The sequence below is a fragment of the Nonomuraea aurantiaca genome, from assembly GCF_020215705.1.
Taxonomy (GTDB): Bacteria; Actinomycetota; Actinomycetes; order Streptosporangiales; family Streptosporangiaceae; genus Nonomuraea; species Nonomuraea aurantiaca.
On sequence record NZ_JAIWNB010000006.1, the window covers coordinates 25,662 to 50,909 of the forward strand.

At 70.6% G+C, this 25,248-nt stretch carries 26 protein-coding genes; 10 read left to right on the forward strand and 16 right to left on the reverse strand.

Annotated features, from left to right (window positions below; all coding sequences use genetic code 11):
• Nucleotides 1-4: 4 nt before the first annotated feature.
• The 5 genes from LDL49_RS16165 to LDL49_RS16185 all read right to left on the reverse strand — a co-directional run bounded on the left by LDL49_RS16165 (nucleotide 5) and on the right by LDL49_RS16185 (nucleotide 5,765).
• Entirely contained in the window at nucleotides 5-889 is an 885-nt protein-coding gene (locus tag LDL49_RS16165) for a DMT family protein (protein ID WP_225291874.1), read from the reverse strand.
• Between the two features lie 156 nt (nucleotides 890-1,045).
• Nucleotides 1,046-1,420 carry a VOC family protein gene (locus LDL49_RS16170; RefSeq protein ID WP_225291875.1) on the reverse strand — a complete coding sequence of 125 codons (375 nt, stop codon included), beginning with the start codon at nucleotides 1,418-1,420 and terminating at the stop codon, nucleotides 1,046-1,048.
• A gap of 45 nt (nucleotides 1,421-1,465) precedes the next feature.
• Nucleotides 1,466-3,646, reverse strand: a complete 2,181-nt coding sequence (gene secA2, locus LDL49_RS16175) for an accessory Sec system translocase SecA2 (RefSeq protein WP_225291876.1) — start codon at nucleotides 3,644-3,646, stop codon at nucleotides 1,466-1,468.
• Nucleotides 3,647-3,813: 167 nt separating this feature from the next.
• The gene (locus LDL49_RS16180; protein ID WP_225291877.1) at nucleotides 3,814-4,782 is read right to left on the reverse strand and encodes a DMT family transporter; all 969 of its coding nucleotides are present in this window, start codon (nucleotides 4,780-4,782) and stop codon (nucleotides 3,814-3,816) included.
• A gap of 170 nt (nucleotides 4,783-4,952) precedes the next feature.
• Nucleotides 4,953-5,765: an SAM-dependent methyltransferase gene (locus LDL49_RS16185; RefSeq protein WP_225291878.1), complete on the reverse strand. Its 813-nt coding sequence runs from the start codon at nucleotides 5,763-5,765 to the stop codon at nucleotides 4,953-4,955.
• 264 nt (nucleotides 5,766-6,029) lie between these two features.
• Here LDL49_RS16185 and LDL49_RS16190 point away from each other — a divergent pair, with 264 nt between their 5' ends.
• Nucleotides 6,030-6,374: a PRC-barrel domain containing protein gene (locus LDL49_RS16190; protein WP_225291879.1), complete on the forward strand. Its 345-nt coding sequence runs from the start codon at nucleotides 6,030-6,032 to the stop codon at nucleotides 6,372-6,374.
• Between the two features lie 150 nt (nucleotides 6,375-6,524).
• On the opposite strand, the gene LDL49_RS16195 is transcribed toward LDL49_RS16190, so the two are convergent.
• Nucleotides 6,525-7,121, reverse strand: a complete 597-nt coding sequence (locus tag LDL49_RS16195) for a nucleotidyltransferase (RefSeq protein WP_225291880.1) — start codon at nucleotides 7,119-7,121, stop codon at nucleotides 6,525-6,527.
• Nucleotides 7,122-7,207: 86 nt separating this feature from the next.
• On the opposite strand from LDL49_RS16195, the gene LDL49_RS16200 reads away from it, so the two are divergent.
• The 3 genes from LDL49_RS16200 (at nucleotide 7,208) to LDL49_RS16210 (ending at nucleotide 9,865) form a co-directional block, all read left to right on the forward strand.
• A complete protein-coding gene (locus tag LDL49_RS16200) occupies nucleotides 7,208-7,693 on the forward strand; it encodes a DUF1360 domain-containing protein (RefSeq protein WP_225291881.1) in 486 nt (161 codons plus the stop codon).
• Between the two features lie 101 nt (nucleotides 7,694-7,794).
• Nucleotides 7,795-7,944 (forward strand): GPGG-motif small membrane protein, encoded by a 150-nt coding sequence (locus LDL49_RS16205; RefSeq protein WP_165959640.1) that lies wholly within the window; start codon nucleotides 7,795-7,797, stop codon nucleotides 7,942-7,944.
• A gap of 136 nt (nucleotides 7,945-8,080) precedes the next feature.
• Nucleotides 8,081-9,865 (forward strand): SpoIIE family protein phosphatase, encoded by a 1,785-nt coding sequence (locus LDL49_RS16210; protein WP_225291882.1) that lies wholly within the window; start codon nucleotides 8,081-8,083, stop codon nucleotides 9,863-9,865.
• 27 nt (nucleotides 9,866-9,892) lie between these two features.
• On the opposite strand, the gene LDL49_RS16215 is transcribed toward LDL49_RS16210, so the two are convergent.
• The 3 genes from LDL49_RS16215 to LDL49_RS16225 are packed head-to-tail and all read right to left on the reverse strand — an operon-like array spanning nucleotide 9,893 to nucleotide 11,899.
• On the reverse strand, nucleotides 9,893-10,618 hold the full coding sequence (locus LDL49_RS16215; protein ID WP_225291883.1) for a metallophosphoesterase family protein: 726 nt from the start codon (nucleotides 10,616-10,618) through the stop codon (nucleotides 9,893-9,895).
• Nucleotides 10,611-10,859, reverse strand: a complete 249-nt coding sequence (locus tag LDL49_RS16220; protein ID WP_225291884.1) for a BON domain-containing protein — start codon at nucleotides 10,857-10,859, stop codon at nucleotides 10,611-10,613. The genes LDL49_RS16215 and LDL49_RS16220 overlap by 8 nt, the downstream gene beginning before the upstream one ends.
• A gap of 47 nt (nucleotides 10,860-10,906) precedes the next feature.
• On the reverse strand, nucleotides 10,907-11,899 hold the full coding sequence (locus tag LDL49_RS16225) for a DNA topoisomerase IB (RefSeq protein WP_225291885.1): 993 nt from the start codon (nucleotides 11,897-11,899) through the stop codon (nucleotides 10,907-10,909).
• 55 nt (nucleotides 11,900-11,954) lie between these two features.
• Here LDL49_RS16225 and LDL49_RS16230 point away from each other — a divergent pair, with 55 nt between their 5' ends.
• The 3 genes from LDL49_RS16230 to LDL49_RS16240 all read left to right on the forward strand — a co-directional run bounded on the left by LDL49_RS16230 (nucleotide 11,955) and on the right by LDL49_RS16240 (nucleotide 15,173).
• Nucleotides 11,955-12,212 carry a hypothetical protein gene (locus LDL49_RS16230; protein ID WP_225291886.1) on the forward strand — a complete coding sequence of 86 codons (258 nt, stop codon included), beginning with the start codon at nucleotides 11,955-11,957 and terminating at the stop codon, nucleotides 12,210-12,212.
• A gap of 5 nt (nucleotides 12,213-12,217) precedes the next feature.
• Nucleotides 12,218-13,273, forward strand: a complete 1,056-nt coding sequence (locus tag LDL49_RS16235) for an SDR family oxidoreductase (protein WP_225291887.1) — start codon at nucleotides 12,218-12,220, stop codon at nucleotides 13,271-13,273.
• A 73-nt stretch (nucleotides 13,274-13,346) separates the two neighbouring features.
• Nucleotides 13,347-15,173, forward strand: a complete 1,827-nt coding sequence (locus LDL49_RS16240) for a transketolase (RefSeq protein WP_225291888.1) — start codon at nucleotides 13,347-13,349, stop codon at nucleotides 15,171-15,173.
• 69 nt (nucleotides 15,174-15,242) lie between these two features.
• Here LDL49_RS16240 and LDL49_RS16245 read toward each other — a convergent pair whose 3' ends face one another.
• Nucleotides 15,243-15,524 carry a hypothetical protein gene (locus LDL49_RS16245; protein ID WP_225291889.1) on the reverse strand — a complete coding sequence of 94 codons (282 nt, stop codon included), beginning with the start codon at nucleotides 15,522-15,524 and terminating at the stop codon, nucleotides 15,243-15,245.
• A gap of 109 nt (nucleotides 15,525-15,633) precedes the next feature.
• Between LDL49_RS16245 and LDL49_RS16250 the strand changes: the two genes are divergently transcribed.
• The 3 genes from LDL49_RS16250 (at nucleotide 15,634) to LDL49_RS16260 (ending at nucleotide 19,231) form a co-directional block, all read left to right on the forward strand.
• Nucleotides 15,634-16,188 carry a GNAT family N-acetyltransferase gene (locus LDL49_RS16250; protein WP_225291890.1) on the forward strand — a complete coding sequence of 185 codons (555 nt, stop codon included), beginning with the start codon at nucleotides 15,634-15,636 and terminating at the stop codon, nucleotides 16,186-16,188.
• Nucleotides 16,189-16,280: 92 nt separating this feature from the next.
• Nucleotides 16,281-18,143, forward strand: a complete 1,863-nt coding sequence (locus tag LDL49_RS16255) for a protein kinase domain-containing protein (protein ID WP_225292242.1) — start codon at nucleotides 16,281-16,283, stop codon at nucleotides 18,141-18,143.
• Between the two features lie 143 nt (nucleotides 18,144-18,286).
• On the forward strand, nucleotides 18,287-19,231 hold the full coding sequence (locus LDL49_RS16260; protein ID WP_225291891.1) for a sugar kinase: 945 nt from the start codon (nucleotides 18,287-18,289) through the stop codon (nucleotides 19,229-19,231).
• On the opposite strand, the gene LDL49_RS16265 is transcribed toward LDL49_RS16260, so the two are convergent.
• The 6 genes from LDL49_RS16265 to LDL49_RS16290 all read right to left on the reverse strand — a co-directional run bounded on the left by LDL49_RS16265 (nucleotide 19,232) and on the right by LDL49_RS16290 (nucleotide 25,243).
• Nucleotides 19,232-19,729 (reverse strand): DUF4232 domain-containing protein, encoded by a 498-nt coding sequence (locus LDL49_RS16265; protein WP_225291892.1) that lies wholly within the window; start codon nucleotides 19,727-19,729, stop codon nucleotides 19,232-19,234.
• Nucleotides 19,726-20,412 (reverse strand): hemerythrin domain-containing protein, encoded by a 687-nt coding sequence (locus LDL49_RS16270; protein WP_225291893.1) that lies wholly within the window; start codon nucleotides 20,410-20,412, stop codon nucleotides 19,726-19,728. Before LDL49_RS16270 ends, LDL49_RS16265 begins: the two co-directional genes overlap by 4 nt.
• Before the next feature lie 71 nt (nucleotides 20,413-20,483).
• A complete protein-coding gene (locus tag LDL49_RS16275) occupies nucleotides 20,484-21,389 on the reverse strand; it encodes a dihydrodipicolinate synthase family protein (protein ID WP_225291894.1) in 906 nt (301 codons plus the stop codon).
• Nucleotides 21,386-22,375 (reverse strand): ABC transporter ATP-binding protein, encoded by a 990-nt coding sequence (locus LDL49_RS16280; protein WP_225291895.1) that lies wholly within the window; start codon nucleotides 22,373-22,375, stop codon nucleotides 21,386-21,388. Before LDL49_RS16280 ends, LDL49_RS16275 begins: the two co-directional genes overlap by 4 nt.
• Nucleotides 22,368-24,302 (reverse strand): dipeptide/oligopeptide/nickel ABC transporter permease/ATP-binding protein, encoded by a 1,935-nt coding sequence (locus tag LDL49_RS16285; protein ID WP_225291896.1) that lies wholly within the window; start codon nucleotides 24,300-24,302, stop codon nucleotides 22,368-22,370. Before LDL49_RS16285 ends, LDL49_RS16280 begins: the two co-directional genes overlap by 8 nt.
• On the reverse strand, nucleotides 24,302-25,243 hold the full coding sequence (locus LDL49_RS16290) for an ABC transporter permease (RefSeq protein ID WP_263655130.1): 942 nt from the start codon (nucleotides 25,241-25,243) through the stop codon (nucleotides 24,302-24,304). Before LDL49_RS16290 ends, LDL49_RS16285 begins: the two co-directional genes overlap by 1 nt.
• Nucleotides 25,244-25,248: the final 5 nt, after the last annotated feature.

The window sequence follows — 25,248 nt, forward strand, 5'->3', positions numbered from 1 at the left end:
CGGGTCAGACCAGATCTGAGGTCGTGGTCAAGGAACGAGATTCTCGGGTGGTGCCCACCGGCACGGACTTCGAGTGATCAGGGGCCAGCCGCCCGAGGGTGATGGTCCCGCCGATGGTGAGTGCGGCCGCCAGCACGGCGGGGATGGCGGTGGAGGGGTTGGCCGGGAGGGGTTCGCCGAGGAGGATCGCTCCCGCGAGTACCGAGGTGATCGGATCCACGACCTGCACGCCCGCGTACGCGATGCCGAAGTAGCCCACCGCGTACGAGCGTTGCAGCAGCACGACCGCGCAGACCAGCAACACGGGGATGGCGAGTGTGAACCAGTGCAACAGCCGGCCCCAGTCCCCCTGCATGCTCCCGCCGACCGCCCGGACGAACGTGGACACGCTCGCGGTCACGGCGCCGGCGCCCACGGACAGGATGAGGGCCTTGTTGGGCCCGCTCAGCCGGTTGGCGATCAGCTCGGCGGCCAGCACGATCAGACCGATCACGACGATGAACCCGACCGCGGCCCCGTCGCCGAGGCTCGGCGTCACGTTGTGCGCCGGAAGCAGCACCATGAGCCAGAGCAGCCCGACCGCCACCGCGATGGAGCCGAGGATCTCCGCTTTGTACGGGCGGCGGCCGTACATCAGCGCGGCGAGCGGCACGGCGAACACCAGTGTGGCCACGCTGATCGGTTGCACGGCGACCAGTGGCGCGACGCTCAGCGCCACGGCGTGCAGGCACGCGCCGGTGAAGCCGATGACGCCGCCGATCCACCAGCGGGGGCGCTTCACCAGTCTGAAGGAGGCGCCCTCCGCTACGGCTTCGTACTGTTGCAGCGCCGCACCGAACGCGTATCCGAGCGCCCCCGCGAGCGCGATCACGAGGCCGACCCAGGTCATCGTCGCCCACGCAGGGACATGGATCCTTCCAAGAGCATTGCACCAGCTTATGAGGGAAGCTAAGTGCTGCAATCATCCTTTAGGACAATAGGCCGCGCATCAGGGACGTATCCGCCGTGCCGAGCGGGGCTTCCGCACGGCGGATCCAACGGTATGTCAGGCCTGCTCAGGGCACACGCAGAACAGGTGCCCCTCCGGGTCCTGCATGACCACCCACCCCACCTTCTCCTCGGTAATGCCGGGCTGGAACGCGGGCTTCGTCGCCCCCAGGGCGATGTACTCCGCCACCGCCCGCTCCACATCCGGCACCCGGAAGTCGAGATGGAACTGCTTGTCCGAGCTGGGCCACTCCACCGGCTTGCGGTCGGCGACGCGGCCGAAGTAGATGTTCGTCGTCCCGTCGCCCACCGCGGCGTACTCGTCCTCGGAGTACTGGATGTCCAGCCCGGTCACCTGGTGCCAGAACTCGGCCAGCTTCTTGGGCTCGGCGCAGTCGATGGTGAAGGCGATGAGCTTCGCGTGAGTTGTCATGGTTAAAGGCTCGCAGGCATACCTGCCATCTTTTGTCAGGTACGCCTAGCCGCGACGCGTGGCCGATGTCACACGCTTGAGGATCCTGTCCCACTCCGTACCGAACGGGTTGTCCTGTACCAGATACGTCCAGGTCGCGGTGGGGCGCTTGAGGTCGGGCTCCGGCGCCTCGAACGATTCGACCGAGCGGCGTTCGACCTCCGACAGCAGCGACTTGTACTCCGCCACGGCCTCTCGGTGGAACTCGTCGATCGGGCTCATCCGGCCGAGCGCCCGCAGGTGGATGCCCTCGCGCAGGTCGGTCAGGAACGCCAGGTGCTCGGTCCAGCAGCGGTCGATCGCGTGCAGCACGATCTGCCTGGCGGTCTCGTCGCGGGTGTCCTCCGGCAGCGACTCCCAGCGCTCGGGATCGGCCTCGGCCAGCGCCTTGGCCGCCGAGTCGCCGTGCAGGACCTTGTCGCGCCACTCCAGGATGAGCTCGCGCTGGTGCTCCAGCAGGCGGGTGTAGCGCCACGTGTTGCGGTGGATCTCCAGGTTCACGCCCTCGGCGACCCGCTGGGCGTGGGCCACGAGGTAGGGGCCGCGGCGGTGGCGTACGAGGCCGTCGGCGTCGGCCGCGGGCGGGCGCTCGTCGGGGACGAACTGGGTGATGAGGTCGTCCTGCATGCTGACGAAGAACACCGAAGCGCCGGGGTCGCCCTGACGGCCCGCGCGCCCGCGCAGCTGGTCGTCCAGGCGGCTGCTCGCGTGGCGTCCCGAGCCGATCACGTACAGGCCGCCCAGCTCGGCCACGCCGTCACCGAGCCGGATGTCCGTGCCGCGGCCGGCCATCTGCGTGGAGACGGTGATGGCGTCGCGCTCCCCCGCCTTGGCGATGATCGCGGCCTCTTCGGCGTCGTTCTTGGCGTTGAGCACGACGGGCTCCAGGCCGCGCCGCTGCAGGAGTTTGGCCAGGTTCTCCGACTCGGCCACGTCGAGCGTGCCGATGAGGATGGGCCGGCCGGTGGCGTGCGCCTCCTGGATCTCCTCGACCAGCGCGGCGTCCTTGTCCGGAACCGTCGGATAGATGCGGTCCGGCTCGTCCTTCCTCACGCACGGCCGGTTGGGCGGGATCACCGCGACCTTGAGCCCGTAGAACTCGCCGAGCTGCTCGCTGACGGCGACCGCCGTGCCGGTCATGCCGGAAATCTGCGGATAACGCCGGATCAGGCCCTGGACGGTGATCGAGTCGAGGATCTCGCCCTTCTCGCTCGGCGGCAGCGTCTCCTTGGCCTCCACGGCCGCCTGCAGGCCGTTGGGCCAGCGCTGGAGCACGGCCACCCGGCCACGTGACGGGTTGATGAGCTGCACCTTGCCGTCGCGCACGATGTAGTCGACGTCGCGGGTCAGCAGGGCATGGGCGTGCAGGGCGAGGTTGAGCTCGATCAGCGTGCCGGGCTCGTTCTCGTCGTACAGCTCGACGTCCAGCATGCCCTCGACGCTGTCGGCGCCCTTGGTCGTCAGGTAGACGTTGCGCGCCTGGTCGTCGATCTCGTAGTGGTATCCCCGGATCAGCTGCCTGACCAGCGCGGCCATCTTGGGCACCGCGCTGCCCTCGTCCGCCGCCCCCGCCATGACCAGCGGCACCCGCGCCTCGTCCACGAGCACCGAGTCGGCCTCGTCGACCAGCGCCACCTCGGGCGCGGGCACGATGATCTCCGCCGCGTCGGTGCGCAGCCGGTCGCGCAGCACGTCGAAGCCCATCTCGCTGACGGGTCCGTACGTGACGTCCTTGGCATAGGCCGCGCGCCGCTCGTCGGGCGTGGAGTTCTGGTCGATCCAGCCCACCGTGACGCCCATCGCGTCGTAGAACGGCGCCATCCACTCGGCGTCGCGCCTGGCCAGGTAGTCGTTGACGGACATGACGTGCACCCGCTTGCCCTGCAGCGCGTACCCGGCCGCGGCCATCGCCCCGGACAGCGTCTTGCCCTCCCCGGTCGCCATCTCGGCGATCTTCCCGTCGAGGAGAGCGAGCGTGCCCAGAAGCTGCACGTCGTACGGCCTGAGCCCGAGCGTCCGGTCGGCGGCCTCCCGCGCCACGGCACAGAACTCCGCCAGATCATCCATTTCCGGCCTGGGCAACTCTTCGAGCGCGCTGACGCGTTCGGCTCGTTCGCCCGCCGCCTTGACGATCTTTTTGTACGGGCTGAGGTTCACCCCGCCCGGACGATCCAGGAGGTTTCTCACTATTCCGGAAATCGACGCCACAATCCCTCCAACGCATGCTTTGTCAGCGCCGTTCCCATTTAGTGTCAAGTGCGCTCAATCGGGAGCGGAGCGACGGTACGGCAAGCATCGCCGTACCGGACCCTAACTCATAGGACGCCCGCAATCGCCACTCCGCTCCGCGACCACTAATCCTTCTCTGTAGTACATCCTGCTCGAACGGCCGGCACCACCACCGCCGCCAGCAGCAACGCGCATCCACACCATGCCATGGGCGTGAGCCGCTCACCGAACAGCACCACGCCGAGCACGGCCGCGCTGACGGCTTCACCGAGCGAGATGATGGAGACGGTCGTGGCGTTCAGCGCGGTCAGGGCGCGGAAGAACAGCCCGTACGCGAGCGCGGTCGGCACGGCGCCCAGGTAGAGCAGCAGGGCGACAGGGGTTACCCCGGCTGCCGGCAGCACCCCGTCGACCAGGGCGAACGGAGCGAGGCAGGCGGCCGCGACGGCGAACCCGCCCATGGCCGTGCGCTGGGGGTCGTCGCTGTGGTGGCGCGAATAGAGGGTCACGCCGGCGTACCCGGCCGCGGACACCAGAGCCAGCACGATCCCGGCCGCCCGCCCGCCGCCGACGCTCTCCCCGGAGAGGGCGTTCTCCCCCGTGAGGAGGAGCAGGCCGCCCAGCGCCGCGGCCAGCGCGGCGAGCGCGGTGCGGCCGATGCGCTCCCCCAGGAGGAAGCGGCTGCCCAGTGCGGTGACCACCGGTGTGGCGCCCATCGTGACCACCGTGGCGATGGCCACGCCGGACTGGGCGATCGCGCCGAAGTAGGCCGTCTGGTATACGGCCATCCCGACGCCGACGACCAGAACCCGCCGGTCGAGACGCCCCCGCGGAAGCCCGCCGAGATCACCCGGCCGAACGACAACCGACCGAACGGCGGCTCGCCGAACGGCGGCTCGCCGAACGGCGGTCGAGGCGAGGCGGGTGGTGACGTACAGGAAGGCAGCGCCCAAGAGGTAGCGCCAGAACGAGACGTCGACGGGGCCGAGCCCGCCCGTCTGGAAGAGCAGGGAACCGGCGGCACCGCCGGTGCCCCAAGCGGTCGCGGCCACGGACACGTAGAAGGCGCCCCGCCGTGCGGAGACATGGGACATGACTGATCTCTCCGGATGGAGTGGTGGAAGTGGGCCCGGTGCGCGGGCAGCAGCCACCCCCAGATCTGGTCAGATCCGGAAAAATCGGGAAAAGCCGCCCGCTACTCGGCGGGCGGAGGGGAACAGATCAGTCGACGCGGCACGACGCCCACTCTAGCGCCGGCAGCGAGTCAGCGAGGTTTGCGCGCCACGCCGCCCAGCAGAAGCGCCTCCCACGTGGCCAGCGGCCCCGGCAACCGCTCATCAGGCCGCCACTCCGGGAAGTGCACCACCCCGGGCTCCTCCAGCACCAGCCCGTCGAAGAAGCGCTCGACCTCCTCCCGCGACCGGAAGTAGCCCGTCCCCATCGTCGCGTGCAGCATGGCTTCCAGCGCCTGGGCCTGCGGGCTGACCGAGGCCAGCATGTTGGAGGCCGCCAGGTAGCTCCCCGGCGCCAGGGCGTCCATGTACCTCTTGACCAGCCCGTGCGGATCGTCCCTGTCGGGGAACAGGTGCAGCAGCCCGATCGCCATCAGCCCGACGGGCTGCGAGAGGTCGATGAGCCGGGTCAGCCTCGGATGCCGCAGCACGGCCGCCGCGTCCCTGGCGTCCTCGGTGATCGCCAGCGCGTTCTCGTTCCCGTTCAGGATCGCCCGCGCGTGCGGCTCGACCATGGGGTCGGAGTCGACGTACACGACCCGCACGGAGGGGTCGGCGAACTGGGCGACCTCGTGGGTGTTCTCGATCGTGGGCAGCCCGGACCCCAGGTCGATGATCTGCCGGATCCCGGCCTCACGGACGAAGAAGTCGACGACCCGGCCGACGAAGGCGCGGTTGCACCAGACGAGGTTCACCACCTCCGGCACCGCCTCTTTCAGGCGGCGGGCGATGGCCCGGTCGGCGGCGAAGTTCTCGGTGCCGCCCAGGAGGGCGTCGTGCACGCGCGCGACACTCGGCGTGGTGCTGTCCACGCCGGGAGGCGCCCACTCGGACCCGAGAGTCACCTGTCCCCTTTCACCCATGTGTGACGCGGATGTTATCCGCTAGCTGGCCATTCCGGAACTGCCGGCCGGCTCGGCGGGACGCCGCCGGGGAGCCGTCAGGCGCCTGAGCGCGGCGCGATTCGCCCCCTACGTCATGAGGAGAGGGCCCAGCCGCCTTGGCGGCTCATTGACGACCGCTTTACGAGAGCGCGGTGTTTAGCGGCCATGGACGGGGTAGCGGAGGGCCTGCCCGAGAAAAGACGAAAGACGGAGAGAGGATGAGCCATGGAGCTCTGGGACTATCAGCCTGACGTCTACAACCGCGGCCAGAGTCTGGACCTCGTGGGTTACCACGTCCAGGCGACGGACGGGAAGATCGGGTCCGTCGATGAGGCCACGTACGAGGTCGGCGAGAGCTACATCATCGTCGACACCGGTCCGTGGATCTTCGGCAAGAAGGTGATGCTCCCTGCCAAGGTCGTCACACGTATCGACCCGCAGGAGCGCAACGTCTACGTCTCGCGTACCAAGGCCGAGATCAAGGACGCGCCCGAGTTCGACGAGGGCAGCTTCAAGGAGCCCGAGTACAGGACGCGGCTGGGTGACTACTACGGCCGCTTCCCGCACTAAGCTCCCCGCGCAAGACGAGAGCCGCGCCCGACCACGGGCGCGGCTCTCGCCGTCTCGGCCACCGTCTCGGCCACCGTGGCGACCGCCGTCTGTGCCGACGTGGCGACCGCCGTCGAAACGGCCACCACGTCACGCCGCCACGTCATATGGTCACGGCCAATGCGGGTCGCCGTTCGCCTTCACCGGCGAATCCAGTACGCCCAGGCGTTCGAGCAGCGTGATGAACGTCGTGGCGTACGGCGATCCGGCGACCACGGCCGCCGCCCGGGGCCAGTCGACCTGCTCGCGCAGGGCCCGCACCTGGGGCAGCAGCGCCCCGTAGTCGCAGGCGTGCTCCGACAGCGGCAACAGCCACGAGATCACCAGGTCGGTCGCCTCCAGCACGGGCACGATGACCGCCGACGCCGTCATCGGCTCGGCCCGGTCGAGGAGCTCGTCCGTGATCGCCTGGTCGGACACCCGGAAGATCAGATCGACCAGCCGGTCCTCGTCGAACGCCTTGACCAGCCAGTCCTCCGGCGGTTTGGCGGTCTTGAAGCCGATCCCCCGCAGGGCCTCCAGCGCGGCCGGCACATCATGCTCGGTCAGGACGAAATCGACGTCGTGCAACGAGGGAGCGGCGCCTCTGGCATAAGCCGCACAGCCGCCCGCCAGGGCGAACTTCACCCCCGCGTCCTTCAATCCGGAGCTCGCGCGCTTGAGTGTGTCGAGGATGGCATCAGTGACCGCGTGACTATGGCTGCTCATGGGATCGGGCTACCCGGACGATCGACAAGTAGACGTTGCCCCGCGTAGCGGAGTAGAGCCGGAACCCGAGGGTAGCGCCAGCCCTTATGACCGACTTCCTGGAGCAGACCGAACGGGACTACGAAGGCGAGCACGACCGGCCACTCCGCACCTACGCACGGATCATGGCCGTCTACGGCGGCGCGGTGGCGACGGCGGTGGCGGCCGCCGCGCTCACCGGGCGGCGGCCACCCGAGCGCGTCGGGTTCATGGACGTGGCGCTGATGGCCGCCTGCACGCACAAGGTGGCGCGGCTGATCGCCAAGGATCCGGTGACCAGCCCGCTGCGCGCGCCCTTCACCCGCTACGAGGGCGTGAGCGGGCCCGCCGAGCTGGACGAGACACCCCGCAACACGATGGGCGAGCTGCTCAGCTGCCCGTTCTGCATCGCCCAGTGGGCGGCGACGGCGTACGCGGCCGGGATGGTCTTCGCCCCCCGGTTCACCCGGCTGGCGGGCGCGACGATGACCGCCGTGGCCGTCGCCGACTGGCTCCAGCTGGGTTACGCCAAGCTCATCAAGGCGACCGATTAGCGAGCCCCTTCTCAGCCCAAGAAATGGGGCTATACACCTTTCTACCTGGTGGTTCGGAGAAAAGCATGTTAAAGGCCGATCGCTGAGGGCAGAGGCGGCTCATGGCTACTTTGCTCTGGATCATCGCCGTCATACTCGTCATCTCCGGGATCTACGTGATCCTGGCCCGGCGCGACCTTCTCTGGGGAATCGTGCTCATCGTACTCGGCTTCCTGGTCGGTCCCGGCGGTGTCAGCATCTTCAATGTGTAAGGGGCGTGATGCCCCGTCACACCGTCCCCTCCACTGGGCCGGTCTAGGAGTCCGGCCCAGTGGACTGTCTACTCTTTGCTGAAATATCGCAACGTATGCACCTCTTTCTCGCCCTCTGGTAGGGAATGGGAAGGATGTGAGCAATTACCCGCCGTTCGGCGGCCGCTACGACTGTGGCGCGGCGGCCGCCGGGATTCGCGAGCTGCTGACGCGGCTTCGTCGCCGGATGCGTAACGAGGCGATCGTCGACGAGGCCACCGCCAGGCTGGCGATACGGCTCAACGTCAGGCCCGCGGAAGCGGCCGACGAGCTGTCACGGATGGCGCACGACAGTGGGATCTCGCTGATCGAGGTCGCCATGGGAGTCGATCGGCCGCCCGGCAAGCCCGTCGAGCCGCCGAAGCTGCCCGGCTGGGTAACCGGAGTCCTCGAAAGCGTGCACGTCCCGGCGTGTTTCCTCACGCCCGTGCGCGACGCCACGGGCCGCGTGGTGGACTTCCTGATCGCGGCCGCCAACCAGCAGGCCGGCGAGCCGGCCGGTCTGACGCCCGAGGAGCTGCGCGGGCGCCGTCTCATCGAGACCAGCCCCGGTGCGGCCAACTCGGGGCTGTTCGACGACCTCCTGAAGGTCCTGGAGACCGGTGTGACGCTGCACCGGGGGCCGCTGGAGTTCGTCGAGGCGCGGGACCACCTGCTCTGGCCGGCCACGATGACCGTCCGCGCGGTGCGCATCGAGAATGGGCTGCTGGTCAGCTGGCGCGCGCTCGACGACGAGGAAGTGCTGGTCGCCGGCTGGGAGCGGGCGCAGCGGCTGGCCGAGCTGGGCTGGGGCGAATGGAACCTGGCCACCGAGCGGACGCTGTGGACGCCGCAGATGTATGAGATGTTCGGCAGGGAACACGGCGAGGGGCCGATGCCCCTGGAAGAGCTGCCCCTCGTGGTGGTGCCCGAGGACCTGCACATCGTGGACGACCAGTTGCGCACGCTCCTGGAGCACAGCGAGGCGGTCGAGACGGAGTTCCGCATCCAGCACCGGCACGGGCTGCGGCATCTCAGCGTGGTCAGCGAGCCGGTGCTCGACACCGACGGGCTGCCCGTCAAGGTGCGCTTCCTGGTCCAGGACGTGACCAAGAACCGCCGCAGGGAGCGGGCCCTGGCCGTGGCGCACGCGCAGGCCTCCCGGCAGCGGGAGCGGGCCGAGGAGGAGCACCGCGTCACCGTCCAGCTCCAGAACACGATCCTGCCGGTACGCCGGGGGCTGATGCAGCTGCCCGGCCTGTCCATCGGCGTGCGCTACCTGCCCGGCGAGGAGCTGTCCCGGCTGGGCGGCGACTGGTTCAAGGCCCGTCCCATCCCCGACGGCAGGGTGCTGCTGGCGATCGGCGACGCGATGGGCCACGGGCTGGCGGCGGCGAGCCTCATGCTGCAGATGCGCTCGGCGCTGGCCGGCCTGGCCTACACGCACGCGCCCGCCAACCAGCTCACCACCTGGCTGAACGACCTGCTCGTCCACTCCAACGAGGGTGTGACCGTGACCGGCACCGCGATCATCGGCCACTTCGACCCCGTTGACCGCACGCTGACCTGGACGAACGCCGGCCATCCGCCGCCGGTCCTGGTCAGGAACGGCCACGCCGAGCTGCTCGAGGGCGTGCCCGGCACCATGCTGGGCGCCTTCGAGGCCGCCCAGTACGGCCTGGCCACCACGCAACTGGAGGCCGACGACACCCTGGTGCTCTACACCGACGGCGTCATCGAACGGCGCAGCCAGGACCTCGACGCCGGGATCGCCGCCCTCGCCCAGGCCGGGAGCCAGTGCGTCGGCGACGACCCGGAGAAGATGATCGACTGCGTGCTGGCGCACCTGGACGGCCGGGCGACGGACGACGACGTCTGCATCGTCGCCGCCCGCGTCCTGTGAAGCCCAGGTCGATCAGTCGCAGGTCGATCAGTCGCAGTCGTCGAGGCAGTAGACCCCGTACGCCCGGCCGAGCACTGGCAGGGCCACGTTGCGCACCCTGATCCCGCCCGGCGTCATGCCCTTCTCTGTGCCCTTGTGCGCGTGCCCGTGCACGAAGAGGTCCGCCCCGGCGGTGTCGACCGCCTCGGCCAGCAGGTAGCTGCCGAGAAACGGGTAGATCTCGGGCGGCTCGCCCTCCAGCGTCTCCTTGATCGGCGAGTAGTGGGACAGGACCAGGCGATGATCGGCCTGAACCTCCTTCAGCGCCACCTTCCACGCCTCGGCGATGTGCCGGGTGTGCGCCACGAAGTTCTTGATCTCCCGCTCGCCGAACTCGCTCGCGCTCTTGCCCGCGAACCCGCCGCCGAAGCCCTTGCCGCCGACCACGCCCAGCTTCGTCTCGCCGCACTGGAGCACGGCGCCGTCGTCGTCGAGCACCGTCACCCCGGCGTCGCGGAGCTCCGAAGCGATCTCGTACTGCTGGTCGGAGTGGTAGTCATGGTTGCCGAGCACGGCAACGACGGTGACGGGCAGGTCGCGGAACTCGTCGGCGACCACCCGGCCCTCCTCCAGCGTGCCGTGGCGGGTCAGGTCGCCCGCCAGCATCAGCACATCGGCGCGCTCCTCGATGCCCTCCAGATGTTTCCGGTAGTGGCCCCGACTGTCCTCGCCCAGGTGAACGTCCCCCACGGCCGCTATACGCAGGTCAGTCAAGGTGCTCATCCTCTCCGGGCTCGACGATGTCGACGATCTTGATCTCGTTGTGCAGGTGGAGGGCCGGCGCCGTCTCGTGGGCCACCGCCCCGAGCCGCTCGCGCTGTTCGGCGCCGTCCACCTGGCCGCGCAGGAACAGCTGATCGCCTCTGATGTCGACCCGGATGCCGAGCTCGTGCGTGCGCGCATCCTCGGCCAGCGCCCGCTGGACCCTGGCCGCGACGTACTGCGGAGCTTCCATCGCAACTTCCTCCTTCTCCAGACGCCGCATGCCCAAAGGGAAACCGCTCAAACGGCGCGTACCAGGCCGATGACCGCCCGTTCCACCGGGCCACGCGTGGCCAGTTGGCCGAAGCCGGCGTCGGCGCCGAGCTCGGTCAGCGCCCCCGCGATCGTCTTTCCCCGCTCGTACGCCTCGACCACCCGCGGGTCGACGTAGGACTCGCGAGCGACCGTGGGGGTGTTGCCGAGATACTCGGACACCTCCTTCATGACCCGCGCGACCGCCCGCTTGCCGGTCCCGGCGTGGACGGAGACCGCCAGCCCCACGGCCGCCAGCACGGTCGCGTGCCAGGTGCGGAAGTCCTTCGCGGTCACCTCGTAGCCGATCGTCTCGCGCAGGTAGTCGTTGATGTCCTCGCTGCGCACGTCGGCCCAGCCGCCGTTGTGCCGGTAACGCAGCAGCTCGCCCTCGGCCCTGAGCCTCTTGAGCGACCTGATCACCGCGCACGCCCCGGGGTCGGCCACCTCGATCTCGCGGGAGATGTCGCGCTTGGCGGGGTACGAGCAGGTGATCACGCCCTTGCCGCACGACACGTGCTCCATCTTGAGCGTCGCCAGGCCGTACGAGTCGTAGCTTTCCCCGCCGACCCGGAAGAAGCCCACGTCGAGCAGCCGCGCGGCGGCGGCGAGCACCCGCTCCTTGGTCAGCCCGCGCCCGGAGAGCTGCTCCTCGACGGTCTCGCGGAAGGCGGGCAGCCGCTCGGCCAGTTCCAGCACCCGGTCGAACTTCTCCCGGTCCTGCTGCTCGCGCCAGACGTCGTGGTAGCGGTACTGCCGGCGCCCGGCGGCGTCGGTGCCGGCCGCCTGGAGGTGCCCGTCCGGCGAGGCGCAGATCCACACGTCGGTCCAGGCCGGCGGGATGGCCAGCGCCCTGATCCGGCTCAGCGTCCCGGCGTCGCGCACCACGCCGCCGTCGGGCGTGTGGTAGCTGAATCCGCGACCGCGCCGGCGGCGCGCGATCCCCGGCTCGTTCTGGTCACTCGGCCGCAGTTCAGGCACGACAGCGCGGCTACCCGCGACGTTAAGCGGCAAACGGCGGGGGCAGGTGGGCCATATGCCTGAGAACAACGGTTGGGAAGAGAGCCGGGATGAGCGATCCCACGCGATGGTCCCCGCGACACCGCGCGATGTGGCGCACATCAGGGTGGGCTCCTTCATCTTGGTGTTCCTGTTCGCGTTCGCCGTACTCGGCGTCATCGCCAGGGCCCCCGTGATGACCGGCATCGCGGTCGTGGCGGCGATCGCCACGGTCATTGACATGGTGCTGGCCGTCCGGCGGCAGCACCGCGGTAGATCAGGAGAGGCGGGTTGACCTTCATGGCGCCACAGAGTGCCGAGAATCTCACGACAAAGACGGATATCACGGACGACCTGCGGGGACGCGTGGTCGTGGTGACGGGCGCGAGCGGCGGCGTGGGCCGCGCGGTGGTGCGCGAGCTGGGCGCGAAGGGCGCCAAGGTGGCGCTGATCGCCCGCGGGACGACCGGCCTGGGCGCCGCCGCCGTGGACGTCGCCGCCGCCGGCGGGAGCGGGCAGGTCTATGAGGCGGACGTGGCCGAGTACGACCAGGTACGCCAGGCGGCCGAGCGCATCGAGGCGGAGATCGGCCCGATCGACGTGTGGATCAACGTGGCGTTCTCCTCGGTGTTCGCCAGGTTCTCCGACATCTCCCCGGAGGAGTTCGAGCGGACGACCAGGGTCACCTACCTCGGCTACGTCTGGGGCACCCGGGTGGCCCTTGAGCTGATGCGGCCCCGCAACAGGGGCGTCATCGTCCAGACCGGCTCGGCCCTGTCCTATCGGGGGATCCCGCTGCAGTCGGCGTACTGCGGGGCCAAGCACGCGGTCAAGGGCTTCACCGAGTCGGTGCGGGTCGAGCTCCTGGCCGCCCGCAGCAACGTCAAGATCACCATGGTGCAGCTGCCGGCGGTCAACACGCCCCAGTTCGACTGGGTGCTCAGCAAGCTGCGCCGCCACCCGCAGCCGGTGCCGCCGATCTACCAGCCCGAGGTCGCGGCCCGCGGCATCGTGTACGCCGCCGAGCACCCGGAGCGCAAGGAGTACTGGGTCGGCGCCACGACAGCGGCCACCCTGGTCGCGCAGCGGATCGCCCCCGCGCTGGTGGACCGCTACCTGGCGCGGACCGGCGTGGACTCCCAGCAGACGGACGAGAAGCCGCGCAGCGATGCGGCCAACCTCTGGGAACCCATGGACGACGACCGCGACTACGGCGCGCACGGCAGCTTCGACAAGCGCTCGCACGCCCGCAGCCCGCAGCTCTGGCTGTCGCAGCACCGGCGCGCGGTGCTCCTCACGCTGGCCGCCGCCGCGACGGCGACCGGTCTCGCGGCCCTCGGCCGGGCCAGAAGCTGAGGAAGCCTCACGCGGGCCAGCGTTAAGCAGGCCAGAAGGGGTAGGCGGCGGGGCAACCACGAGGAGGGACCTGATGCCTGAACGCGATCTGCGATTCCTGTCCGAACTCGCCGCCCAGTTGCGTGTGGACTCCGTACGCGGCTCGGCCGCCGCCGGCTCCGGCCATCCGACGTCGTCGATGTCGGCGGCCGACCTGATGGCGGTGTTGTTCGCGTGCCACCTGCGCTATGACTTCCAGAATCCCGGCAATCCCGCCAACGACCATCTCATCTTCTCCAAGGGTCACGCCTCGCCGCTGCTCTACGCGCTGTACAAGGCCGCGGGCGCGATCACTGACGAGGAGCTGCTGTCGTTCAGGAGGCGCGGCAGCCGTTTGGAGGGCCATCCGACGCCCAAGCTGCCATGGGTGGACGTCGCCACCGGCTCGCTCGGACAGGGGTTGCCCATCGGGGTGGGGGTGGCGACGGCCGGGCGGCTGGAGCGCCTGCCGTACCAGGTGTGGGTGCTCTGCGGTGACAGCGAACTGGCCGAAGGGTCCATTTGGGAGGCCGCCGAGCAGGCGGGGGCTGAAGGGCTGGCGAACCTGACGTTGCTCGTGGACATCAACCGGCTGGGCCAGCGCGGCCCGACCCGGCATGGCTGGGACACCGGCGCGTACGCCCGCAGGTTCGGGGCGTTCGGCTGGCACACGATCGAGATCGACGGGCACGATCCAGGACAGATCGACTTCGCGCTGAACGACGCCTGCAACACCCGCCGGCGGCCGACCGTGATCCTCGCCAAGACGCGCAAGGGCGAGGGCGTCCTGGAGGTGGAGAACCGCGAGGGCGCCCACGGCAAGGCGCTCAAGGACCCGGACAAGGCCATCGGCGAGCTGGGCGGCGTGCGGGACGTGCGGGTCGAGGTGCGGCCGCCCGAGCCCACCGGCGAGCCGTTCCGCTTCCACAGCGGGGAGCTGGTGCTGCCCGCATACAAGACCGGTGACGAGGCCGCCACCAGGGACGGGTTCGGCGCGGCGCTGGTCGCGCTGGGCGCGGCCCGTGGCGAGGTGGTCGTGGTCGACGGCGAGGTGGCCGACTCGACCAGGACCGAGGACTTCGCCAAGGAGTTCCCCGAGCGCTTCATCGAGTGCTACATCGCCGAGCAGCAGCTGGTCGCGATGGCGATCGGCCTGCAGGTGCGCGGCTGGATCCCCTACGCCGCCACCTTCGCGGCCTTCCTGACCAGGGCGTACGACTTCATCAGGATGGCCGGGGTGAGCCACGCGTCGATCAGGCTGGTCGGCTCGCACTCCGGCGTGTCGATCGGCGAGGACGGCCCCTCGCAGATGGGCCTGGAGGACCTGGCCATGATGCGCGCCGTGTACGGCAGCACGGTGCTCTATCCGTGCGACGCCAACCAGGCCGCCGCGCTGACGGCCGCGATGGCCGACATCTCAGGGGTGTCGTACCTGCGGACCACTCGCGGCGCCCTGCCGGTGATCTACGAGCCGGGCGAGCGCTTCCCCGTGGGCGGCTCGTCCGTGCTGCGGCAGTCGGCGGCGGACCGGGCCACGATCGTGGCGGCCGGGGTGACCGTGCACGAGGCGCTCGCGGCGGCCGACGAGCTGGGCCGGGACGGGATCCCCGTGGGCGTGATCGACATGTACTCGATCAAGCCGATCGACACGGCCGCGCTGATGGAGGCGGCCACCACCACGGGAACCCTCATCACCGTGGAGGACCACCGGCCGGAGGGCGGGCTGGGCGACGCCGTGCTGGACGCCGTCAGCGAGCTCGGGCCGCGCGTGGTGAAGCTGGCGGTACGGGAGCTGCCCGGGTCGGCGACGCCGCATGAACAGCTGGCAGACGCCCGCATAGACCGCCACGCGATAGCCGAGGCGGTCAAGCGGGTGCTGTGAGGGGGTGGTGAGGGTCAGCCGCGGGCCTTGGCGCCGGCCCGCGGGTTGACCTTCAGGTAGCTGGAGGACTTACAGGGGCGGCTCGTCATAGCGGCGACGCTCCTCGTACACGGTGGTCCGGCGCGCCTCGGGCTGCTCGTAGACGTCGTGACGGACTACCGGCTCGTCGATGGGGGCCACGGCCCTGCGGGTCACGCTGATCCGGTAGATCCCGAACAGCAGGCCGGCCACACCACCCAGCATGAGGATGACGCCGACCACGTTGATGTCGAGTCCGGCAAGATCGAACTCGACGGCCCAGGTGAGAATCGCACCGAGCATGATGAGGATGATGCTTCCGGCTATGGTCATGATTTACCTCCTTGACAAGATGAACCTCTATCCCCATGTCGAAAAACAAACCACTGGTCATGGGCAGGTCGAGTTTGCCCCTGCTGAGCAGGCTTGATAGTGAGGGGGGATGTTCGCTGACAAGCCCACCCTCCAGGGCCACCGAGTGACGCTGCGCCCGGTCGGCCCCGAATACGCCGACGATCTGTTCGAGCTGGTCACCGACCCCGAGGTGCGGCGGCTGACCGGCTCGCACGGCGAGTTCGACCGGGAGGCCAGCCGCCACTGGTACGCGACGAGGAGCCAGCACGCCGACCGCCTCGACCTGGCGATCATCGCGGAAGGCGGCTTCGTGGGCGAGATCGTGCTCAACGAGCTCGACGAGGGCAACCTCGCGTGCAGCATGCGGATCGCGCTCATCGGCGCGCGCGCGTTCGGCAAGGGCTACGGCACGGAGGCCATCGACCTGCTGCTCGGCCACGCCTTCAGCACGACACCGCTGCACCGGATCGGCCTGGAGGTCTACGCCTTCAACGACCGCGCCAGGCACGTCTACAAGAAGGTGGGCTTCGTCGAGGAGGGCGTACAACGTGACGCGCTGCTCTGGGACGGCCAGTGGCACGACGCCATCACCATGTCGATACTGCGGACCGAATGGCGGCCAAGATCGGAAAGCCTGACATAATGATCATGACGCACGGGTCCTCCGGGGCGCGCGGGGGACCTGTGACGTCTTGCAACCAATTCACGATTTCGTGCATCTAAGCAGCAGTGACGATGCGCTTGGTGCCCGGTGACCCCGAGAGACTTGGCGGCTACTGGCTGGCCGGGCGGCTTGGCGCGGGCGGGCGCGGGGTGGTCTACGACGCCTACAACGACGAGGGCCGCCGGTTCGCGATCAAGGTGCCTCGGGGCGAGGTCACCAGGCAGCTCGCCGAGGCCGTCGGCCTGATCAAGCCGCGCCACCTGGCCCGGGTGGTCGGCGTCGGGCTCGACAGCGAGAGTCCCTACATCGTCAGCGAGTTCGCCGACGGACCCGATCTGCGGCAGGCGGTGGCCGTGCACGGGCCGTACGCGGGTGACGAACTGCTCGCGCTCGCGCTCGCCCTGGCGACCGCGCTCAGGACGCTGCACGAGGCGGGCATCACCCACCGCGACCTGAAGCCCGAGAACGTGCTGCTGGCCCCCGACGGCCCGCGCGTCATCGACTACGGCATGGCGGCCGGCAATCCGGTCGGCGGACGGCACACCTACCTGGCACCCGAGGTGCTCACCGGGCAGCGGGCCGGCACCGCGGCCGACGTGTTCGCCTGGGGCGCGGTCGTGCTCTACGCGGCCACCGGCCGCGACCCGTTCCAGGGCGAGAGCCTCGGCGCGATCATGCACCGGCTGCTGACCGTCGATCCGGACCTCGGCGAGCTGCCGCCGCGGCTGCGCGACCTGGTGGGGCGCGCCCTGGCGAAGAACCCGGCCGACCGCCCCTCCGCCACGGAGCTGCCGGCACGCGGTCCGGCCGAGCTGCGCCCGCCCGGCGGGCTGAGCGGCCCGCGCTCGCTCGGCGAGGTGGCCGAGGAGGCGTACGCCTCACTCACCCCGGCGCAGCAGGGCGAGCTGCCCGGCCTGCTGCTGCGCCTGCTGGACGGCGAGGAGGTCAAGGACGACGGCGAGGAGCCGGGGGTGCTGACCCGCCTGGTCGCCGCCGGCCTGCTGGTACGGCTCAGCGTCCGGGTCGAGCCCATCACGACCGAGGTGGGCAAGCTGGTGGCGATCAGTGACGACCGGGTCGCCCCGGCCAGCGCCGCGCTCTTCCGCGCCTGGCCCCGGCTACGCGACTGGGCGGCGCACGACGCGGCGAGCCGCCACTCGAGCGGCGCGCCGGCCCGGCGGACGAACGGCTCGGCGGCCCGGCGGGCGACCTCCACTCGCGAGGACGGCTCGGCGGCCCGGCGGACGGCCTCCGCTCGCGAAGACGGCCCGCCCCTGACCGGCCCCGCCCCGATGTCGGATCTCACCTCGACGGCCGGTCTCACCTCGACGGCCGACCTCACCTCGATGTACGTCGTCCACCGCGCCATGCTGACCGACCTGCGGCGGCTCGCCGAGCTGCTGACCGGGCCCGCCGAGCTCGGCGCGGCCAGGGGCAGGGCGGTGCGCGGCTACGCGGCCGCGCTGCTGACCCAGGTCGGCCACCACCACGCCAACGAGCGCGACCTGCTGTGGCCGGCCATCGAGCGCGCCGCGGGCCAGTCCGTCGACCTGACCTCCTACGCCACCGGCCGCCAGGCGTTCGGCCCGCTGCTGGCCCGCTGCCGCGCCGCGCTGACCGGTGAGCCGGGCGCGCTCGGCCGGGAGCTGAGCGAGTTGCTGGAGCCACTTGAGGAGCACCTCGCCGAGGAGGAGTCCGAGCTGTTCCCGATCGTCTTCCGGTTCGTGCCGTTCGACGCCTATGTACGGGTGGAGCGGCAGGTCGCCAGGCGCGCCACCCTCCGCGAACTGGCCTTCACCACTCCGTGGCTGCTCCGCCACGCCACGCCCGAGGAGGCCGCGCGCCTGCTCAAGCGGGCGGGCGGGCCGCTGCGCCTGCTGGCGGCCGCCACCGGACCAGGCTACACCCGGCGCGAGCGGCAGATCTTCGGCTAGCCCGTTGCCTACGGGCACCCACGTGAGGCCGCTGCATGACGGGCACCAACATGATGCCGCGCCTGGTCGGCGGGTACCCTGTGGGCGGCCGAACGTCCGCGGAACGGCGCCGCGCATCTTCGAACAGCTGGGAGCTCGACTCGATGACCGATCTGGTGACCTTCGGTGAGACCATGGCGCTGTTCTCGGCCCGGCGCACCGGTCCGCTGCGCTTCGCCCGCGACTTCGACCTGGGCGTCGGCGGCGCCGAGTCGAACGTGGCCATCGGTGTCAGCCGCCTGGGTCACAGCGCCACCTGGATCAGCCGGGTCGGGGCCGACGAGTTCGGCGAGCTGATCCGCTTCACGCTCCAGGGCGAGGGCGTCGACGTCCGGGCCGTCACGGATCCGGAGGCGCCGACCGGCCTGATGATCAAGGGCCGGCGGACGGCCGACCTCGTCGACGTCCGCTACTACCGGGCGAGGAGCGCCGCGTCCCGGATCACGCCCGAAGACGTCGACCCCGCGCTCATCCAGGCCGCCCGGGTGCTGCACGTCTCCGCGATCACCCCGGCCTTGTCGGCGTCCGCCCGCGAGACCGTACGGCAGGCGATCGCCGTGGCCCGCGCCGCCGGGGTGTTCGTGTCACTGGACATCAACTACCGCCGGGCGCTGTGGACGGCCGAGGAGGCCGGCGCCTGGCTGCGCGAGACGATCGGCGACGTGGACGTGCTGTTCGCGACCGAGGCGGAGGGCCGGCTGGTCACCGACGTCGAAGGGGGCGCCGACCTGGCCAAGGCGCTCGCCTCGCTCGGTCCCGGCCATGTGCTGGTGAAGTCGGGTGCCGAGGGGGCCCTGGAGTACTCGGGCGGCTCCGTACGGCAGGCTCAGCCGTTCCGGGTGACGGAGGTGGACCCGGTCGGCGCCGGGGACGCGTTCGCGGCCGGGTGGCTCGCCGACTGGCTGGCCGGCGCGGACGCCGGCCAGCGGCTGCGCACGGCGTGCGCGGCCGGGGCGTTCGCGGTGACCTCGCAGGGCGACTGGGAGAGCCTGCCCCGCCGGGCCGACCTGAACCTGCTCCAGCGGCCCGCCGACGGGGTCAGCCGCTAGTCACTTGATCGCGGCGACGTCGAGCCGTCCCTGGCCGCACACGCGGTCGGCGCCGAACGCGATGGTCGTGTACGTCCGATCGTCCGGCGCGATGACGAGCAGCCGGTTCGCGCCTGGACAGTCCGTCTCGCCGCCGCTCTCCACGACGGTCCAGTGGAGGACCGCGCGGGCGCTGCCGCCGGGCCTGAGCGTCACCTTCGGGTGCGCTCCCGGCGTCCGGCGAACTCTTGTACGCAGGGCGTCACCCCGCTCGTCGAGCATCACCAGACCGGGATAGCCGCGTACGGTGCACGTGGCGCGCGACCGGTTGGTGAACACCAGCGGCGCGTAGCGGTTGCCCGCCCCGGCGTCCACCCGGCCCAGGCGCACCTGGAGCTGGGTCGTGGAGCAGCGCTGCGGGGCCGCGGCCGGTTGCGCGCTCTCCTGCGCCAGCGCGGGCGCGGCGCCGCCGAGCAGCAGCAGCCCGCCCACGAGTGCGGCGATCCTGAACGTCTTCATGGATTTTTTGACGCGTGCAACACACCAAAGGTTCTAAGCCGGACTTTCTGGCATTCGCGCTGGTATTGCCGCTGGCCGATCAGTCGCCACAGGACGCGGGCGGCCATCGGCATCAGGCGGAGAAAGGCCTCGCGCTCCCATGGGGTGGCGTCCTCCAGCAGCGCGCCAAGGTTGATCAGCAGCCGGTCCTTGGGCAGCTGGGCGCGGGCGTACTCCGAGAGCGTGTCCCATTCGGCCTTGGTCAGGTGCGCGGCGACGAGCGGCAGGATGCGCTCCTCCTCCTGGTCGAGGTGGACCAGGAGCTCGTCGTGGAGCAACGTCAGCGTGTCGGCGAGCCGGTCCCTCCGCTCGGCGTCGGCCTCGGCCCGCCAGGCGGGCAGCAGTTCCTCCAGCACGGAGATGTGGTCGGCGACGCGCTCGTGCTGCTCCTCCATCGTGCGGATGAGGACGCTCTCCAGCTGTACGCGGCGGAGGAGCACCGGCCAGAGCAGCTTGTCCTCGGCCTCGTGGTGGTGGTGCAGGCCGGTCAGCAGCTCGCCCAGGTAAGCGGCCAGCGTGGCGGCCCGCTCGGTGTCGCCGGGGGCCACCTGCCGGACCAGCTCGGGGGCCAGCCTGAACTCGCGGCGGAACACGCGGTGGACGACCACCATCTCCCAGATGGCAGGTGCGTTGTCGTTAGTCACCAGGACAGGATGGGGGACGCCGATTGCCATCCGATTGTCCACTGATGCAAGCGGTAGCACCCGCCCCGCTGTTACAGGAGGCCGGCGGCGGCCAAGTGCTTGCCGACGCGGCCGGTCTCCTCGTCGTTCAGCGGGACCTGCGGCAGCGCGGTTGCCGGGTGGTCGATGACGCCGCGCAGGTGCAGCGCGGCCTTGAAGGCGCCCAGCCCCGACGAACTGCCGCCCATCCGGTCGCCGCCGACCGTGACGATCTCGAACAGCCGTACCAGCCGCTCCTGCTCCAGCCGGGCCGCCTCCCAGTCGCCCCGCCGCGCCGCCTGGTAGAGCCGGACGTACCCGTGGGGATCGACATTGCCCAGACCGGGCACCACGCCGTCGGCGCCCATCCACAGGGCGGAGTCCACCGTCACCTCGGACCCGGTCAGCACGCTGAACGGCGCCTCGCGGCCCAGGATCACCTGCCGCAGACCGCCGTCGTCCCCGCTCGAATCCTTGACCCCGGCCAGCACCCCCTCGGCGGCCAGTCCCAGCAGCAGCTCGGCGGACAGCTTGGTGCGCACGGCGACCGGCAGGTCATAGGCGTAGACCGGCAATCCGCTCTCGGCCCTGATGGTCCGGAAATGTGTCCGTATCTCGGTGGGATGGGTGCGCGTGTAGAACGGCGCCGTCGCCACCAGCCCCGACACCCCGGCCTCGACCGCGACCCGCACGTGTTCGAGCACCCGTGGCGTGGTCATGTCGATCACCCCCGCCAGCACCGGCACCCGGCCGCCCGCATGACCGACCACGGTGTCGAGCACCACCCGGCGCTGGGCGTCGGGCAGGTAGGCCACCTCCGACGACGACCCGAGCACGAACAGCCCGTCCACCCCGCCGTCGATCAGGTGGTCCACCAGCCGGATCAGCGACGCGGCGTCCACCTGGCCGCCGGCGGTCATCGGGGTGCACACCGGGGGGATCACACCGGTCAATGTCATGCGTGCTCCTGGATCAGTTCGAGGTCGGTCGCTCCCGGCGCCACCGGGTGGTAGCAGTGGAAGAGGTGGTCGGCGTCGGTCCGCGCCGCGGGCCAGGCCGCGCCGCACTCCTCGTCCGCCCGCCAGCATCGGGTGCGGAACGGGCAGCCGCTCGGCGGCCTGGTGGCCGAGGGCACGACGCCGACCAGCGGGATCGGGTTGATCGGGGAGATCAGTCCCGGCGTGGCGGAGAACAGCGCCCGCGTGTAGGGGTGCCGGGCGTTCAGGGGTACGGCGTGCGCGGGAGTCTGCTCGACGATCCTGCCCAGGTACATGGTCACCACCCGGTCGCTCATCCGCCGGACCGTCTGGATGTCGTGCGAGACGAACACCAGCGCCAGCCCGAGCCGCTCCTTCAGATCGAGCAGCAGGTTGAGTATCTGCGCCCGTACGGACACGTCAAGGGCGCTGGTCGGCTCGTCGGCGATGAGCAGGTCGGGTTCGAGGGCCAGCGCCCTGGCGATGGCCACGCGCTGCCGCTGCCCGCCGGACAGCTGGCCGGGCAGCAGGTCGGCCGCGCCGGCGGGCAGGCCGACGAGGTCGAGCAGCTCCCGGACCCGGGCGTCCCGCTCGGCCGGGGTGCCGCGCCCGTGCACGTTGAGCGGGTCGCGGAGCACCTTGCTGACGGGCAGCCGCCGGTTGAGCGCCGTGGACGGGTCCTGAAATATCATCCCGACGCTGGACCCGATCAGCCCCCGCCGCTCCGCCTCCTTGAGCGCCCACAGGTCCTTGCCCCGGAAGGTCACGGTGCCCGAGGTCGGCCGTTGCAGGCCCACCAGCACCTTGGCCAGCGTGGACTTGCCGCAGCCCGACTCCCCCACGACGCCGACCGTCTCGCCGGGGCTGATCGAGAGGTTCGCCTCGGTCAGCGCGTAGACGCGGTCCCGCGAGAACACCCCGCCCGAGCGGGCCTTGTACACGACGTGCACGTCCTTGAGATCAAGCATGCTGATCACTCCCCACGAGGACGACGGCGGGATGGTGACACGCCACGGCGTGCCGCCGGGTGTCCCCTTCCAGCACCGGAGCGTCGGTGCGGCACACATCCGTGGCCATCGGGCACCGGTCGGCGAAGCGGCAGCCGGCCGGGAAGTCCGCCGCCGCGGGCACCACGCCGGGGATCTGCGTCAGCCGCTCGGCCCCCGACTCCAGCGACAGCACCGAGCCGAGCAGCCCGCGGGCGTAGTGGTGGGCGGGCGCGCCGACCAGCGTCGCCGTGGCGCCGGTCTCCACGATCTGCCCGCCGTACATGACGACCACGCGGTCGGTGACGTCGGCGATCAGCGCGAGGTCGTGCGAGACGAGGATCAGCGCGAACCCGAGCTCCGCGCGCAGTTCCAGCAGCAGCTCGATGACCTGCGCCTGGACGGTCACGTCGAGCGCGGTGGTGGGCTCGTCGGCGACGATCAGCTTGGGCTCGCGCGACAGCGCCATCGCGATCAGCACCCGCTGCCGCTGCCCGCCGGACAGCTCGTGCGGGTAGGAGGACAGGGTACGGCGGGCGTCCAGGCCGACCAGTTCGAGCAGTTCGGCCGGTGTCCGGCGGCCACCACGGCGGGTGACCTGCTTGAGCTGGGCCTTGATGGTCATGGCCGGGTTCAGCGAGGAGAGCGCGTCCTGGTAGATCATCGCCATCTCGTGGCCGAGCAGGCGGCGGCGGGCGCGGCGCGGCAGCGAGAGGAGCTCCTGCTGGTCGAAGCGTACGTGGCCGCTGACGCGGGCGTCGCGGGGCTGCAGGCCCATGATGGTCAGCGCGGTCAGCGACTTGCCGCAGCCGGACTCGCCGACCAGACCGAGCACCTCGCCCGGACGTACCTCGAAGGCGATGCCGTCGACGATGTCCACGCCCTCGGCGAAGCCGATGCGCAGCCGCTCCACCGCGAGGATCGGCGGGCCCGAGGGCAGGGGGCGGGCCCGCTCGGCCAGCCTGCGGGCGGCCTCGGCCAGGCCCGGCAGCTCGACGATCTCGCCGGAGCCCGGCCGGGCCGCCTCGAACGCGTCGTCCTTCTTGATGGCGGCCTTGCGGGTGGCGGGCGCGGCCCAGGCGTCGGAGATGCCCTCGGAGAGGATGTTCAGGGCGAGCACGGTGATCAGGATGAGCAGGCCGGGGAAGACCGTGGCCCACCAGCCGCCGAGGAGCACCATGTTCTTGCCGTCGGCGATGACGCTGCCCCACGACGGGTTCGGTGGGCGTACTCCGGCGCCGATGAACGACAGCGAAGCCTCGAACACGATCGCGTCGGCCACCATCACCGTGCAGAACACCAGCACGGGCGCGGCGCAGTTGATGGCGATGTGCCGGATCAGGATGTGCGGGGTGCGGGCGCCGATGATCCGCTCGGCCGCGACGTAGTCCTCGCCGTACTGGGCGATCACGTTGGCCCGTACGACCCGCGCCACCGAGGGCATGTAGAGGAAGGCCATCGCCATCACCAGCACCGGAATGCTGCCGCCGAACACCGCCACCAGCACCGCGGCCAGCGCGATGCCGGGGAAGGCCATGATCACGTCGAGCAGGCGCATGATCGTCTCGTCGACGGCCCGGCGGGAGGTGGCCGCGGCGGCGCCGATGACGGCCCCCACGACCAGGGCCAGGGCGGTCGCGCCGAGGCCGATGATCAGCGACCAGCGCGCGCCGTACAGGAGCCTGGACAGGATGTCGCGGTTGGCGCTGTCCAGTCCCATCCAGTGACTCGCGGACGGGCCGCCGCCGGCGACCTCCTGGAAGTACGGCGAGTGCGGCGCGATCACCGGCGCGAGCAGCGCGGCCAGCACGATCACGGCGACGACGCCCACGGCGATCCACGACAGCGGCCGGAGCCGTCTGAAGGCGACGCCCGGCTTGGCGAGGCGTTCGGTCAGTCCACGTCTCATCAGGTGGCGCTCCTGAGCCTGGGGTTGACCAGCAGGTACAGGACGTCGACCAGCAGGTTGACGACCATGAAACCGACCGCGACGGTCAGCACGACGCCCTGCACGACCGCGGGGTCACCGTCGCGCACCGCGTTGATCATGAGCTGGCCCATGCCCGGCAGGCCGTAGATCTGCTCGATGACCACCGCGCCGCCGATCAGGTAGCCGATGCGCAGGCCGAGCACGGTCAGCGGGTTGATCAGCGCGTTGCGCAGTACGTTGCGGCCCACCACCACGATCGGCGGCAGCCCGCTGCCGATCGCGGTGCGTACGTAGTCGCGGTCGAGCTCCTCCACCATCGAGGTGCGGATGATCCTGGTGAGCTGGGCCGCGACCGGCAGCGACAGCGACAGCGCGGGCAGCGTCATCGAGCGCAGCCAGCCGCTCGTCGAGTCGGCGGGGTTGATGTAGCCGCCGGTCGGGAAGAGCCCCTCCCCCACGGCGAGCCACTGGATCATCAGCAGTGCCAGCCAGAAGGCCGGAGCCGCGACCCCGACCAGGGACACGATGCGGATCACCTGGTCGGGCCAGCGGTCACGGAACAGCGCCCCGGTGACGCCGAAGATCAGCGCCAGCACGACCGCGACGAGCAGGCCGAGGAGCGTGAGCTGGAGCGTCAGCGGCAGCGCGGTCGTGACCGATTCGAGCACCGGCTTCTTGGTGAGCACGCTGGTGCCCAGGTCGCCGCGGACCAGGTCGCCGATGAAGCGCAGGTAGCGCAGCGGCAGCGGGTCGAGCAGGCCGTTCTCGACCTGGAACTGGTGGATCTGCTCGGGGGTCGGGTTCGCGCCCTGGAAGTAGGCGTACTCCGGCTTGCTGTTGGAGAAGCGCATCACGATGAACACGAACGCGGCGACCCCGAGTACCAGCGGGACCAGAACGAGGATCCGCCGGAGGAGCATTCTGA

Coding starts and splice junctions, on each gene's coding strand:
- LDL49_RS16205 (WP_165959640.1), top strand. CDS start 7,795: ATGGCTACTTTGCTCTGGATCATCGCCGTCATACTCGTCATCTCCGGG.
- LDL49_RS16240 (WP_225291888.1), top strand. CDS start 13,347: ATGCCTGAACGCGATCTGCGATTCCTGTCCGAACTCGCCGCCCAGTTG.
- LDL49_RS16200 (WP_225291881.1), top strand. CDS start 7,208: ATGACCGACTTCCTGGAGCAGACCGAACGGGACTACGAAGGCGAGCAC.
- LDL49_RS16170 (WP_225291875.1), bottom strand. CDS start 1,420: ATGACAACTCACGCGAAGCTCATCGCCTTCACCATCGACTGCGCCGAG.
- LDL49_RS16245 (WP_225291889.1), bottom strand. CDS start 15,524: ATGACCATAGCCGGAAGCATCATCCTCATCATGCTCGGTGCGATTCTC.
- LDL49_RS16280 (WP_225291895.1), bottom strand. CDS start 22,375: ATGCTTGATCTCAAGGACGTGCACGTCGTGTACAAGGCCCGCTCGGGC.
- LDL49_RS16250 (WP_225291890.1), top strand. CDS start 15,634: ATGTTCGCTGACAAGCCCACCCTCCAGGGCCACCGAGTGACGCTGCGC.
- LDL49_RS16195 (WP_225291880.1), bottom strand. CDS start 7,121: ATGAGCAGCCATAGTCACGCGGTCACTGATGCCATCCTCGACACACTC.
- LDL49_RS16290 (WP_263655130.1), bottom strand. CDS start 25,243: ATGCTCCTCCGGCGGATCCTCGTTCTGGTCCCGCTGGTACTCGGGGTC.
- LDL49_RS16180 (WP_225291877.1), bottom strand. CDS start 4,782: ATGTCCCATGTCTCCGCACGGCGGGGCGCCTTCTACGTGTCCGTGGCC.
- LDL49_RS16260 (WP_225291891.1), top strand. CDS start 18,287: ATGACCGATCTGGTGACCTTCGGTGAGACCATGGCGCTGTTCTCGGCC.
- LDL49_RS16255 (WP_225292242.1), top strand. CDS start 16,281: ATGCGCTTGGTGCCCGGTGACCCCGAGAGACTTGGCGGCTACTGGCTG.
- LDL49_RS16235 (WP_225291887.1), top strand. CDS start 12,218: ATGGCGCCACAGAGTGCCGAGAATCTCACGACAAAGACGGATATCACG.
- LDL49_RS16220 (WP_225291884.1), bottom strand. CDS start 10,859: ATGGAAGCTCCGCAGTACGTCGCGGCCAGGGTCCAGCGGGCGCTGGCC.
- LDL49_RS16275 (WP_225291894.1), bottom strand. CDS start 21,389: ATGACATTGACCGGTGTGATCCCCCCGGTGTGCACCCCGATGACCGCC.
- LDL49_RS16190 (WP_225291879.1), top strand. CDS start 6,030: ATGGAGCTCTGGGACTATCAGCCTGACGTCTACAACCGCGGCCAGAGT.
- LDL49_RS16165 (WP_225291874.1), bottom strand. CDS start 889: ATGACCTGGGTCGGCCTCGTGATCGCGCTCGCGGGGGCGCTCGGATAC.
- LDL49_RS16285 (WP_225291896.1), bottom strand. CDS start 24,302: ATGAGACGTGGACTGACCGAACGCCTCGCCAAGCCGGGCGTCGCCTTC.
- LDL49_RS16265 (WP_225291892.1), bottom strand. CDS start 19,729: ATGAAGACGTTCAGGATCGCCGCACTCGTGGGCGGGCTGCTGCTGCTC.
- LDL49_RS16230 (WP_225291886.1), top strand. CDS start 11,955: ATGCCTGAGAACAACGGTTGGGAAGAGAGCCGGGATGAGCGATCCCAC.